Origin of the sequence: Povalibacter uvarum (genome assembly GCF_014202975.1) — a bacterium.
Classification (GTDB): domain Bacteria; phylum Pseudomonadota; class Gammaproteobacteria; order Steroidobacterales; family Steroidobacteraceae; genus Steroidobacter; species Steroidobacter uvarum.
In genome coordinates this window covers 25,092-38,158 of the sequence record NZ_JACHHZ010000006.1, presented here as the reverse complement: position 1 = coordinate 38,158, position 13,067 = coordinate 25,092, and the positions used below count along the sequence as shown (strand labels likewise).

General features: G+C 57.5%; 10 protein-coding genes. 7 read left to right on the top strand and 3 right to left on the bottom strand.

Going from position 1 to position 13,067, the window contains the following annotated elements; translation table 11 throughout:
* Positions 1-179 precede the first annotated feature (179 nt).
* The 3 genes from HNQ60_RS22500 (at position 180) to HNQ60_RS22490 (ending at position 3,764) form a co-directional block, all read left to right on the top strand.
* On the top strand, positions 180-959 hold the full coding sequence (locus HNQ60_RS22500) for an RNA polymerase sigma factor (RefSeq protein ID WP_322096894.1): 780 nt from the start codon (positions 180-182) through the stop codon (positions 957-959).
* A 953-nt stretch (positions 960-1,912) separates the two neighbouring features.
* A complete protein-coding gene (locus HNQ60_RS22495; RefSeq protein ID WP_184335038.1) occupies positions 1,913-2,317 on the top strand; it encodes an antirestriction protein in 405 nt (134 codons plus the stop codon).
* 328 nt (positions 2,318-2,645) lie between these two features.
* On the top strand, positions 2,646-3,764 hold the full coding sequence (locus HNQ60_RS22490; RefSeq protein WP_184335037.1) for a TIR domain-containing protein: 1,119 nt from the start codon (positions 2,646-2,648) through the stop codon (positions 3,762-3,764).
* 311 nt (positions 3,765-4,075) lie between these two features.
* On the opposite strand, the gene HNQ60_RS22485 is transcribed toward HNQ60_RS22490, so the two are convergent.
* Together HNQ60_RS22485 and HNQ60_RS22480 are read right to left on the bottom strand one after the other, a co-directional pair.
* Positions 4,076-5,146 (bottom strand): hypothetical protein, encoded by a 1,071-nt coding sequence (locus tag HNQ60_RS22485; RefSeq protein WP_184335036.1) that lies wholly within the window; start codon positions 5,144-5,146, stop codon positions 4,076-4,078.
* Between the two features lie 104 nt (positions 5,147-5,250).
* Positions 5,251-5,958 (bottom strand): hypothetical protein, encoded by a 708-nt coding sequence (locus HNQ60_RS22480; protein ID WP_184335035.1) that lies wholly within the window; start codon positions 5,956-5,958, stop codon positions 5,251-5,253.
* A gap of 510 nt (positions 5,959-6,468) precedes the next feature.
* On the opposite strand from HNQ60_RS22480, the gene HNQ60_RS22475 reads away from it, so the two are divergent.
* The 4 genes from HNQ60_RS22475 (at position 6,469) to HNQ60_RS22460 (ending at position 9,732) form a co-directional block, all read left to right on the top strand.
* Positions 6,469-7,236: a hypothetical protein gene (locus HNQ60_RS22475; RefSeq protein WP_184335034.1), complete on the top strand. Its 768-nt coding sequence runs from the start codon at positions 6,469-6,471 to the stop codon at positions 7,234-7,236.
* A 225-nt stretch (positions 7,237-7,461) separates the two neighbouring features.
* The gene (locus tag HNQ60_RS22470) at positions 7,462-7,689 is read left to right on the top strand and encodes a transposase (RefSeq protein ID WP_184335033.1); all 228 of its coding nucleotides are present in this window, start codon (positions 7,462-7,464) and stop codon (positions 7,687-7,689) included.
* A gap of 476 nt (positions 7,690-8,165) precedes the next feature.
* The gene (gene mobC / locus HNQ60_RS22465) at positions 8,166-8,744 is read left to right on the top strand and encodes a plasmid mobilization relaxosome protein MobC (protein WP_184335032.1); all 579 of its coding nucleotides are present in this window, start codon (positions 8,166-8,168) and stop codon (positions 8,742-8,744) included.
* A complete protein-coding gene (locus HNQ60_RS22460) occupies positions 8,725-9,732 on the top strand; it encodes a relaxase/mobilization nuclease domain-containing protein (RefSeq protein WP_184335031.1) in 1,008 nt (335 codons plus the stop codon). The genes mobC and HNQ60_RS22460 overlap by 20 nt, the downstream gene beginning before the upstream one ends.
* 42 nt (positions 9,733-9,774) lie before the next feature.
* On the opposite strand, the gene HNQ60_RS22455 is transcribed toward HNQ60_RS22460, so the two are convergent.
* Entirely contained in the window at positions 9,775-13,023 is a 3,249-nt protein-coding gene (locus tag HNQ60_RS22455) for an SNF2-related protein (protein WP_184335030.1), read from the bottom strand.
* Positions 13,024-13,067: the final 44 nt, after the last annotated feature.

Below are 13,067 nucleotides of genomic sequence, written 5' to 3'. Positions count from 1 at the left end.
GTTGGAGATGGGTCGTTTCATGCGCGCAGAGATCAGAAGGGAGAATCTGCACGAGAGTTGGCCTCCCATGGCCAACTTGCGCCACGGACTCTGGCTGACCCGCGTCCTGCGTGGGTTCAATTGGAGGAGGCGATCGTCGCCCAGCGGTCGTACCTATCGCAGCTGGCGTCCCTTCTAGGATGTCTGCACGTCGCACTGCTCCATGCCGGGGAGCGAGGGCCCCAGACCGATCCCGACTATTCACGATCGGCCGAAATTGCACTCTCCATAGTCACGGAAGCAGCAAACCGTCTGGACGCCGCGTTCATCGGACCGGTGTTGAAAGCTGTCGCCAGCGCCCAAAAGGTTGCTCGCGGTCGCCCGCTGGCTGGCAGGAAGGCGTAGTCATGCTCGCTTTCCAACCAGCTTGCGAGAATCCTAGTTTCGCTGAGACGCCACAACGCGTGCGCGCTGCGAGGGATGCAGCGCCTAGAGCGCTTCCCAATGCGTACCGGCTCCAAGTTGAGAGATACCTCAGACGTCGCATGGCCGCGTCTCCTGACGTGGAGGACTTGGCTCAGGAAATATGCCTGCGATACCTTGCCGCGCCATGCAACCCAGAGAATCCGCTGGGCTACCTCCGCGGTGTCATGAAGAACTCTTTGGCGGACTACTACAACCAGAAGGCTCGCGAACGCAGGCTCTTCGTGGAGATGCCAGAAGATTCGGCACTCGTTCCCGAATCCTGCGTGACGGAGGACGCTAGCCGATCCATCGATACGGCCCGCCAAGTCGAGAGCCTGCTGGCCAAGCTGCCATGTTCGCAGCGGCTGGTGCTGATCGAGCACGAGCGATATGGATACTCATACCAAGAAGTGGCCGAGCGTCTCGGGTACACCGTCCAGACCGTTGAGAAGTACCTCGTTATCGCCAAGGCGACGCTGCGTGCTCTAGCGAAAAGCAAACGAGCAACACCCTAACTCGCACGTCTCGAGAGCTACGGTGCTGTTAGCCCTGCCGAGGGTGCAGTCATGCATCCTTCGATCGTCGTGATGCACGTGTTGCAGCCAGGCTTGCCTGGCTCCAAGGGATCGATCAGGACTGGCCGTCCGCAAGACTTACACGATCCCAAGCGGATACTGACCGACGCACAAAGGCCCCTGACAAGCAGCACAAGCTGATCGAAGGTGAGCGTGGCCTGTGAGAAGGTCGCGCGATGCGCATCGAGGGCGTCGCAGAGTTGTTCGGCACGGTCCAATGTGTAGAACACGCGCGGACCTACGTCCTTCGACCATAGCTCATGCGTCTTGCAGATCAGAGCGAGGTGCCCGCCTTCGACACGCATTCTGGTTGAACGGAAGAACGGAGCGAATGAGTTTGGGGACGGACCGCGGCTACGATCCTGCTCCTTGAAGCCCCATCGATGGCGATACCTGGTGATCTGGTGGGCCGATAGCGATAGGAACCTGCGGATCGTTTGTGTGCGCGCTTCGTGGCACAGCAGCCGATAGATCAGCTGTGACTGCCGCAACTCCCTTTCTGCGAGGTCCGATCTCAGCATGGCCGTCAGTGATGCATGCATCCCGAACGGCCCGATGATGCCTGTTGAGGCCTCTGAGCTGAATCGATCTAAATAGATCTGTTTTGGCTCATTTCCGAGCGCGACGCTTCCGATTCTTCTGGTCTGCCACGGTGGAACGCGTGGTCGTTTCGCATGCCCGTGCTCGCGAAGTGGCGGACTACTGGGTATGGCACGGAAGTCGGCGGAGAAGAGAAGAGGGCGCACTTGCCAGGTTGAGCCTATCACGGCGTGCTCGCAATCAAGGACGAGTGCAGAGCACTCGCCGCCGGTGGCGGTCTTCGATCCTTGACTGCTCCGCGCGCCGTGAGGCCGGGTCATGGGCAATTCCGCCCAAGATACCGGAGCAAGACCATGAACACGGAGCGTATCGAAGCAAGAATCGTCCCCGAGGACGCACGGCTCAGCATCCTGCCGCGACACTTCGGGCAGAAGATGCAGATCGTCGAGGATCGCATCTATGACTTCATGCGAATGTTCTCGAGCACATATCAGGGTGGTTGGTGGCAGTTCTATGAACTGAGCAATGGCGGGTTCTATATGAGTCCGCCTGAGGCAGTGTACGACGTGAGCATCCCCGGCAATGGGTTCTCAGGACAGATGAGTGCCGATGCCGCGGGCATCACGGTGTGTCTGTTCACCTTCAGCCACCTGTCATTCGAGTATCCAGATGCGATGTGGGTAGAGCACTTCTATTGGCTGGGCAGCTTCGCGGGGGATCACGCGGAGGCGTCGCTGATATTCGAGGCCATTGATTGAGGTCGGTGGCGCGTCAGCTCCAGCGTGGGGCTGGCGCGCCTTTCACCCTGCTGATGAGATCCGAGGCGGCAGGGGTATCGGAGTCCGTCGGTCTGCGGGATCCGGCTGTCGCAGCCGCTGATGCTCGATGGTGTCGAGGAGGTCGGCGAAACCATGTCGCTGCACTCTACTGGGTCCTTGCCTCTCCTGGAGCCGAGAATCACGTGTTCGCTGTCGAAGTGCCTTACAGCTGAGGCTCATGCAGTTTGACGGAGCAACAGCAGGTCCTATACTGGCGTGGAACAGGTCATTAAGAACCTACAGGCGGGAGTGCAGACGAGGGACAAGGATGACTGGTCGCCCAAAGCAGTCGACGACGCTCGCGAGCCGGAAGCGGAGAAGTGCAGCGAAAGAAACTGTCGGCATCGCGCAATCAGACCCCGAGCAACGAAGGTACTTGGCTGGGGTCAGAATAAATCTAGCTAAGCGTTTGCCTGCTGAGCGCGCGAAGAGAGCTGCGGCTGTCGCTGCCGAAGCTGAGGCGGCGCTCGCACGAGCGCTCGCAGCGCCCCTGCCTGTTGTGGAACACAAGACACGGCCCATACAGGGGCCGAAGCCGTTCGTGTTTGTTCTAATGCCTTTCCATGAACAGTTCGACGACGTGTACAAAGTGGGGATCAAGGAAGCGTGCGAATCAATCAATGCGTACTGTGAGCGAGTCGACGAGCAAATCTTCGAGGAGCGCATCCTCGACAGAATCTACAACCAGATAGTTAAAGCGGACGTTATTGTCGCAGACATGACGGGTCGCAATCCGAACGTCTTCTATGAGGTCGGGTTCGCTCATGCTTTGGGCAAGCGCACAATTCTACTGACCCAAAGCGCTGATGACATACCGTTCGATCTCAAACATTTCCCGCACATCGTCTACGAGGGGAAGATCAGTCAGCTGCGCGAGAAACTGAAGAAACGCGTGGCTTGGGCTGTTGCGTCGATTCACTCAACAGGAACGGTGCCTGACCATCCGCGCCTTCGCTACCTGATTCAAGGCACGCAGCTGCATTTCGACGCCAAGGCTCACATCATTGAGTATTTCGACGACGATTCAAAAAACCTCGTTCGTATATGTCAGCTGGACATATTCAATGACTCAGATGCGGTGATCGACACCTCGCAGCTACAGCTCTCATTGGTGCTAGAACATTACACAGGGAGAACGGCGGTCAATCTCGGTGGAGGCAAATACCGGCATCTGTTGCCGGCACTCGGTGACATCTTTCCGGGCGCTTGCGTCAGTTCGAAGCTAAGTATTGAGCCCACTTCGAGCGCTCCTCACAAGGTGCTTACGTCAAAAGGCGTGCCCGCTGAGCTGCACGAGATATCCAGGTTCGGAAGGAGATTGATCGAGTTTCGTCTCGTTCTCGTTCGGCGTGAAAGTCTGGAGTTCCTAGTTCGCTGGGGACGGTGATTGGGAACATCCGCCCTACGTTCGTTGCAGAGCGGTACACGATTGTTCGACCGCTTTCCGGGTTTGCCTCGCCATACAAATGCAAATGCTCCGCGGGAGCTCTCGATTGCCGCACACCACGCGGCAATCGGAGTTTGTGGAGTTCGCGACCTAATCCATTTGTGATCAGGGCGCGGGTCTTCGCCGCCGTCAGAAATGCCCCATGCGGCGGGGCTACCAGTCGATCGGGTGGCCATCTCTACAACGTCCGCAGTTAGCAGCCTGGTCGTCAGGAAGACTGCGCGCCCGGCGGAAGCGGCCGTTTCAAATTTTTACTCGTCGGGCGAGACCATCCTACGCATCGATTCTGGCGGGATTCGGTAGTGCTGCAATCTGCGAGCAAGCGCTTCGACAGAAATTACCGCTTCGGGCGGCGGTGCAGTGATCTCGCCGTGCGAGAGCTTGTCCCGCACAGACTTGAGCCTGGCAAAATCCTGAACATCGACGTCCGTCATCGCGGGCCACGCAAACATTGCGCACCAGGTAAATCGATCCTTCAGGTTCTTTAGTCGCTCTGGCTGTTCTCTCAGAAAGCCACGAATGATTGCATTGTGCGGCAGGGAAGGATCCAGCAAATCGGGAATCAGAGATGCGTGATCGATCGCAGCGAATGCTCTATGGGTCTCGACTTCTACCGCCAGGAAGAAAAAGAGAAATCTCCGCAGCAAGTCCACCTCGTCTTCAGCCAATCGCAAGAAGCGCGCGACTTTAGGGTCGAGCTTATGTGCGAGACCCGGTGCCTCGGCGACTGCGCTTCGGATGATCGCGTCGCTGACAAGGCGCGAAGATGAGCCTGTACCAGAAAGGCTGAAGCGAATGTCGTGGACCGGACGAAGGGCTGGGTCAAGTCCAAACACTTCTCTGGCAACATGGCGGGCTGCGCATACATACCCAGCTGCGCTGATCAACTGCGTCACGCTAGTCACGGCGCGAGGTAGCACGTCGCTCTCGATTGCGGCAATCGCTGCCTTCTCCATCGAGAACATACCGTACGTACTGATAGAAGCGATCTCCTCTTTGACTCTGCCGATGCGCTTGGCGGGATTCACCTTGATCGCGACCAATAGATATGGGCCGCAGCACGCACGCTCTTCCATCCATTTGAGTTCGTCCTCTACCAGCGTGTCTCCGATGAGACGTTTGCAGGCCTCGTTGACCGAGAGTCCCACGGCCAGCTGGTAGTCGCTATGTTGGGCGGTCTTCCCAATGGCGCTTTCGAGGGTGGTAGGCTGGGAACAGGTTATTCCGCTCAGGGAATAGACATTGACGCTATGGAAGGTGGCTTCAACTTCCAATCCATCCTTGAACCCCATGGCGTCAAGCGCAGCAGTGCTAATCTCCATGACAGCCTCACTTTTGCGATATCGTCAGAGGATTGTGTTTTTTCTCGGAATGGTGTGTGGGCATCACACTTGTCTAGTCCACGAGCGGCCAACACAACAAACTGTCATTTGCCTTCGGGCGCGCGGGACCTTTTTGCAGTCAACTGCTCCGCTTTCTTTCGCATGGTCCACGTCGCGAATTCAGCTTGCTTTTCTTCGAGCGCGGTTAGGTGAGTCCAATAGTCGCGCCTGTGTGCCTTGTTCGGCGATTCAACGATATCCTCCAAAATGGACGCAAGCTTTTCCAAGGCGTGTTTGCGCCTGTATAGCTCGATGACATCCAGGTTGGTTATCTCATTCGTCAGGTTATCATTGACTGCGTCGTTCTCTCGGTTGAGAGCAACCGACCACTGGCCATGAGCGAGCTTGTTGCGAATGAGGCTAGGATCGAAAACGTACATCTCTATGAGCTTGCCCAGCTTCTTGAGAACGTTTTGTGCGTGATTGCTCTTCGCGCCGTCGATACGCCTCACTGCAAGTTCCGCGCATTTGATCCACCCTTCTCGAACGCCGCTTGTTCTTGTTGCTTGCTTAATCTGCTCGATCTCGTCAAGAGTCAGGCAGTGCGGCGTGTGTATCAGCTTCGAGAATGTACTTTCAGCAAGGGCGCAGTAGATAAGGGCTAGCAGCTTAGTCGTAACCTCGACAGACTTGTCTTGTTTGCGCAGGATCAGGGCGTTGATCTGTCGATTAACGTGCGTCCATGCCACACCAAGTTCTCTAGTGTTGGCTGTCTGCGCACGGAAAACTGCGATCCTGTGTTCTTCTTTCATTTGGCCTGGCTTCAGGTAGGCAAAGAGCACCTCCACGAATGCTCTTTGCCTACCCGGAATCGAACCGGGATCTCCCTCGCGGGAGGTCTTGCCAAATTAGACGATAGGCCTCGGTCACCATTAAACCATGTTCTGTGATGGGGCCAAAAGAGCTGCAGTGGCGTATAGGTCGCGCCTGGGGTGTGTTCGGTCGTTTGAGGTGGCAATGCTTGTAGAGATGGCTGCCTTCCGAAGCGAGGCGCCATCTGTCGTGAGCGATCGAGTCCTCGCATCTCAGCAGCTAGACGATGATCAAGCGCTTAGTAGCTATTGACCGGATCCCTGGCTTTTGTATCGTCGTCACGCCGCCATTCATGTGTTGGCAGCACGGTATATAGGCGGCTCTCTTTTGCGGGGAGTTGCCGCGGATGGGAGTTCTGTCCTGGATGGAATGCAATGCGCGGTACGTCGCGGTGCACTCGGGCAGTTCAATATCGAGACGAACTATAGTCAGCAGCGGGATGGTGTTGTGTGATCCCAGATATTATTTCAACATTTTCAGCCAACGTGCGGGCTGTGGAGAAGCTCGTGGATTTCGACCGAGAGCTCCTCGGCATCATCATCGAACGGCTCACTGACTTAAGCCGGCGGCTAAAGGAAAAACAAAAGATTGATAACCCGCAACTAAACGGAGCCTCGCTACTTGAGTTCATTGGGACAATAAAGACCAATGACGCGCTACGCATCCGTTACCAAGTCATCTTCAATCAGGCCGTTGTTCTATTGGTATCTCACTTTGCCTCCTGCTTAGGGGACTTATTTCGCTATGGGATCTCGCAGAGGCTAGCTACTGACCCAGGAAGTTCTCTTCTCGATGAGGAGATAAAGCTGACGTTTGGCGATCTGCGAGAGCTCAATTGGAACCTTAGGGACGCTGCGCCTGACCTCTTGATCGCGAAGAAGGATTTCACTTTTCAGGACATGGGTTCTACGCATCGAGCGTTCCGAGAGTATCTGGGTGTGAGCATGGAAAGAGATCGCGGTGTGAATAACGTGATAGCGACCCAAGCGTGTCGGCACGTTATTGTGCACGTGGGCGCCAAAGTCACCGATAAGATGATGAATCAGGTTTCCGCGGCCACTCCTCGCGACATAAAACCTAAACTGAAAGTCGGTGAGATTTTGCAATTTTCACCTGAGGAGATTGCTTTGATTGCCGAGAACATGCGGCAGTACGTAGCCGTGCTCGGCGAGCGGGTACAACGGGCGCTACTGGTGACTACCTCAGAGGCAAGATGAGCGTCGTAACGTGGACAAGCCTGGATGAAGGCAGCTCAAGCGGCTGGAAAGTTGGGTATAGCTATTGAGCGAACAGAGCGGTAGTGCCGGTCAGGGAGCCGGCCAATCCCTGCGCGCGGCGCTGCCGTGCTCGCAAGCGCGCTACGCGCGGCCCTGATGGTTCCGATGTGTAGTTATCTGAGATCGCAAGGCACTCCAATCTTCTAACGACCGCTTTTTGCCGGGGTGGTCGGTGAAATCTCCAGTTTCCGAAGCCCGCGGCGCTTCGCTTCCTGGCTGGGCCCGACGCCGCGCGTGTATTCGTCCGGCACGATTCGAGGTCTTGGTTCGATCAGCAAACGAGGAGACGCCTATCTGAAGACGCTGCTCGTGCACGGCGGGCGTGCCGTTTTGTTCTCAGCGACCCGCGGCACGGCGGCAGACCGCTCGATGCGTTGCGCGCCTAGGTGCTGAGGATCCGCGACGAGTGCGGGCACAACAAGGCGGCGGTCGCGAACAAGCTTGCGAGAATAGTCTAGATCACCTGGTAACGACGGGCGCGACTTGGAGTCCCGACGCCACTGCCCGTTACGGCCTGATTGAGCCCCCAGAGGTGGTGCGGCAGATGCACGGACTTCGTGGGAAGCTGGGCGAACCGGCGCAGTGCAAGCCGATATTCTGCACGCCTGACTATGTTCGAAGCCTTCGAAACGATTGGCTCACTGCCGGCGGATTTCATGATGGCCGGAACGCACGCATGTGATTCCACGATGAGGCCGGATGTACGACTGCAACCGATTCGGTCAGCCCGTGCTCGTGTGTCTGTCGGCATTCGGCGGAGAAAGGAGGTGGATGCAGAGGCTGAAGAGTCAGTCAAGACGCTGTTTCGAGCCTAAGACAACAAATATGCAGGATAGCCTCGCGGCGATTGATGGGTCACAGTGTGACCCATGGCTGCGACGCACCTTATCAAGGCTCGCGTCTCATTGGAGACGAAGCAGCGCGTACAAGCGCTCGCTGAACAGCAACTCCTCAATGAATCAGTCTGGCTGCGACGCGTTGTGGCCGCTGCATTGGGTGACCCATCAACGGGCGAGCCTCGGCGACCATCGAACTCCTCGGCGCGCGACGTCGACGTCTTGGCGGACTCCCCAGATCGCCTGACCGGCCGCGTGTGCCTACGCCTGCGTCGGGAGGATCAGCTGCTGTTGCGTGAGCGCTCGGCGGCCCGTGGCCTCGCGTCCGCCACCTACGTATCGGTCCTGGTGCGGGCACATCTTCGCCACCTCACTCCGCTGCCGAGAGAGGAGATCAAGGCGCTCAAACACTCAGTTGCCGAACTGTCCGCCATCGGCCGCAACCTCAACCAGCTCGCCCGAGCCGCGAATCAAGGGCAGCGGATCACAGTAAGCAATAGTTCGTTGATGGGGATCCTAAGGGCGTTTGAGGCTCTCCTGAAGCACACGAAGGGCCTGATTCGCGCGAATGAAGAGTCATGGGAGGTGGGCCATGCCCGCGTTCAGGATTGAACCCTTTGCGGGTCGCGCCCTGTTGGATATCGGCAGCTTTGGACGTGCCGGTTCGGGGCGGCGTGATCGACTGTCGCCTGAGCAGATCGCCCAGATCGCGCGGACGGTCAATCGCACTCCGGAGGTGATGGTCAAAGTGCTCACTCGGAACTCGAGCGGCCTGTCGTCGGTAGCTCAACACTTCGACTACATCGGTCGCGACGGAGAGCTTGAGATTGAGACCGATGACGGAGAGCAGGTGAGTGGCAAGCGAATCGGGCGTGCGCTGATCAATGACTGGAACTTGGAGCTTGAGCAGCACCGACGGACGAACGAGCTGACGGCAGGGAAGGGCCGCAAGCCCGCAAAGCTGGTCCATAAACTCATGTTCTCCATGCCAGCCGGGACGCCACCGTCGGCCGTGTTGAAGGCGACAAGAACTCTTCTTCGGGAGGAGTTCGGGCTCAAGCATCGCTATGCGTTCGTGCTGCACACGGATGAGCCTCATCCGCACGTCCATGCGGTTGTGAAGGCAGTGAGTGAGCAAGGAGAGCGTCTGCACATCCGCAAAGCGACCCTGAGGAGATGGCGAGCTGAGTTCGCGCGACATCTGCGCGAGCACGGGGTTGCAGCCAATGCCACAGAGCGTGCGGTGCGCGGGCAGGTCGTTGAGGCGAAGGTTGATCCGATATATCGAACCACAAAGGACCCGGAGCGGGAGTCGACGCACGTGCGTGCAATGGTGCAAGACGTCGCGGCGGCGATGGTCAATAGGAGTACGGGGCATTCGGGCAGCACAGGTACCCTTCGATCTACGCGCCGCGCCGTGAGGGACGGCTGGCATGCAATCGCCCGGCTACTCGATCAACAGGGTCAGCTGCCGCTCGCGAGCGCGGTTAGGCAATTTGTTCAGAGCATGCCGCCGCCGTTAACCGAGCGTGAGCGAATCGAGGCACAGCTTCGTGCCCACCTGCGCGAGCGCGTGAGGGATAGAGAGCGCACACGATAGCGCTTTGGCAAACTCACTTGTGGGCGTGCTCAATCCCGCTGGCTACGGCACACCGATAATGCAGGCGTGCACACGTTCGTCGAGGCGGCGGGGCGCTGGGATCGTGCCAAAGTACTCTTTGATCTGTGCCAAGAGCCAATCCGGCTTAGCTTCGAGATGCTTCTGTATGTCCTTGAGTACAAGCGGGCGAGCACGCTTTTCCTTGAGCTTCTCGAACCAAATAGGTCTGATGACATCGAGCCAGCGCGAAGCAACCTCATCCCAATCGGGAATCAGCTCCGATGCGGGATCGTCGAGAACCCCAAGTAACTTTCTCAAGAACTCTACGGTAGCGGTGTCACCTGCCTGTGCGTGTCGCGAGAACAGGCGCTTCGTCAGAAAAATCAGCTGCGTGATGGCGCGTTGCTTGCGCTTCGAAAGGAGCCTTCGTTCGATCGAAGGTAGGCGTTCAAGGAACCGGTTGAGAAGCACCACGGCGTGTTCATCGAATTGCAGGTTCTTGATGTTGGATGTCAGCCGTACGCGAAGCTCCAATGCAACCCTTGAAAGTTCTGTTTCCGGTGCCGCCGATTCTGCTGGAAACAGAATCCAGCGTGGAGCACCCAAACTGCCGGCCCGCAAGCAAAAGAACGCCCACGGCGTAGTGGCGGACACGAGACTAACGCGGGACAGGACTCTCTCCGTCACGAGTCGGAAGCGCTCATAGATATCAGGTGAGATAACCGAGTTCTGGCCCGTGACTAAGTCACGCACAGGTGAGAAGGCGTCATCGATCCCGTCCCAAGGTTGCACCGACGCGTTGTCCAGCTCCTTGATCAAGTCTTCCACCTCAACAGGCGTCGAACGCTCAACATGACTGGGTTGCAGGTGTTCTGGTAAGGGCAAGTTGGACCCGATTAGGCGATCGACGGTCTCGAATCGTTCTACAAGTCTGTCATCCGACGTGAGGGCGAACTCTCGCGCATCGCGTGGCCACCAAGCTTCGATCGATGGATGCGGACTGTCCAGGCGGTCTACTCGGCCGACTCGCTGCTCAGCGATTCGAACCACGCTGGGCATGTCGAGATGCACCACGGCAGCTGCTTGCTGCAGATTGACTCCTTCCGCAAGGCTGTCTGAGCAGAGACCAATGATTCCCTTGGCGTCAGAACCCGGTCCGAAGGAGCTCAGCAGCTTTTCTCGATCGGAGCCCGCCTCGCCCCACGCGAGCAATGCAAGCATGTTTCTGTGCTCTAGATAGCGTCGAATTAGAGCGAGGGAGATTGGTCTGCTGTCAAACGCCAGGACGAGTGAGTGCGAGGAGAGTAGCCGTATCAACAAGTCTACTTTCGCGGATTCCCGGCCATCACTAAGCCGCCTTGTAAGAATGGCGATCTGCTCGTATGTGTGACGCTCCTCTATGCATGCCTGTTGGTGCAGCTCTGGGTCGGCGAGCCAGTCGGGAAGAGGGACACTGAGGTTGGTGCCCGGCAGATGACCTGCGAGCTCCAGCAAGCGCTGGCACTGGTTGCCAGTTTCGTCCTTACTGAAGGTTTCTGTTAGACCGAACTCATCGATAGCCTTCTTCGTTCCTTCAATATGCTCTACCAATGCTGCTCTCGATGACCTGAGGGCGCGCATGATCATGTAGCGCGAAAGCTTCTTTGCTGATGCCAGCCGCCCTTTCAGAAAGTGCTCTTCAGAGATGCCCTGGGCCCGAAAGCTCTTTGGCATCTCGATGCACTTAATGAAATGGGTGGCGCCTTTGAGCTCATTCGCCAGTTGCGCAATTCGTGTCGCAATGGCGCAGTCCTCGGCAGATTCCTTGAGCTCATACACCTTGGGGTCATGCTTTGGAAAGCGGCATTGGCGGCCGGACTTGTCTCGATATGCATCGGGCTCGCGATCGATCAAGGCATTCAGCATGCGTTTGGTTCGTCGAACGGTGAATTTGCGGAGCTCAAGTCGCAACTGCTCCGCTTCCGATGACGTAAGCGAGCGACGTAGGTTGGGTCTACCGAGCATTCGCTTGAATGCGACTAGCGTTGATTCATCGAGATTGTCGGCACCGAGTACATCTGCTACTCGCAGGAGGTCTGTGACTCCGCGGTTGATGGGGGTGGCGGTTAGCATCACGACATGGTCTGCCATGTTGCGTAACAGGAGCTGAGTTCTTTGAGATACCAGGTTGAGGAAATTGTGGCCTTCATCCACGCACAGCATCTGAGCCCGCTTGAGCTCCTCCACTCGGAGCTCATGGTGCTTGCTCTTGCTATGGCTGAGCGCGCCGTGAGACCGCACATCTAGGTGGGCACCGCTGCGCGATACCTCAAGTTCCCAGTTCTCAACTACGGTTGGCGGGGCAATCATCAAAGCCTTGCCATGCCATAGCCGGCCAGAACGAACAATTTGGTCATGAATTGCACCTACCAGATAGACGCCCATCCGTGTCTTACCGGCGCCAGTCGCATCCGCGACGAGCACGCTCCCTCGTTGATCAAGAATGGCGAGTGCCTGTGCAATGCCCTGTTTCTGACTGGGCCATAGGCTGCTGGCGTCGCTGAGGTAGTCTTCCTTGAGATACTCCTGCGCCCATTCGCCTTCCAATAGTTCTGCGCAGGCGCGTGCCAACGCCTCGTCCCAATACACTGGCTTGAGCAGTGCCTCTAGCAGCGCAATCAGGCGATCGTTGTAGGGTTTGCCCAGCTTCCAGAATCCTTCAGCGATCTGCTGCAGCTCGCGATACCTGTCGGGCTCACCGTCGAATGTAAAACGTGCGTTGGCTTCGTGCTGAGTGAGAAGTCCTGGGTTTGTGAAGTTGCTGGAGCCGACCGTCGCAGCCTTGTCCCCGCAGTAGATTTTAGCGTGCAGCATGCGATTGCCACGCACGTATCTCGCTTCGATACGACCGGAGCGCAGACTGTCTATCGCGCGGATCAACGCGGCCGAACGTACGAGAGAGATTCCTCGCGCTAGCCAGTATTTTTCCGCCTGCGCGGGCAGGTCGTCATCTGAGATTGAGTATTCGGTGCGACGCGACGCAAACGGTTCGTTGCCGATCAGAAACCGGACTTGTTCTGGACCTGTGCCGGAGGCGAAATCTAGAAACCTATCTAGGCTCGCGTAGCCGGCAATGATCAATGGATGCGCGGAATCACGCAGGTCCTGGAAGACCCAGTTCTCGACGCGCTCGCCAGCGTCGTTCAGCGGAAAGCGCCCTGGCGTGGGCGAATTGAGTGATAACTCTCCGTCCAGAGAAGTCCCTGGAGCGAACAATGACAACGTCTTTGTGTCACGCGATCGCCGCCGCATCTGACACGATTTCCTTTCGTTGCCGCGCTCAAGGCGCGCTTAGT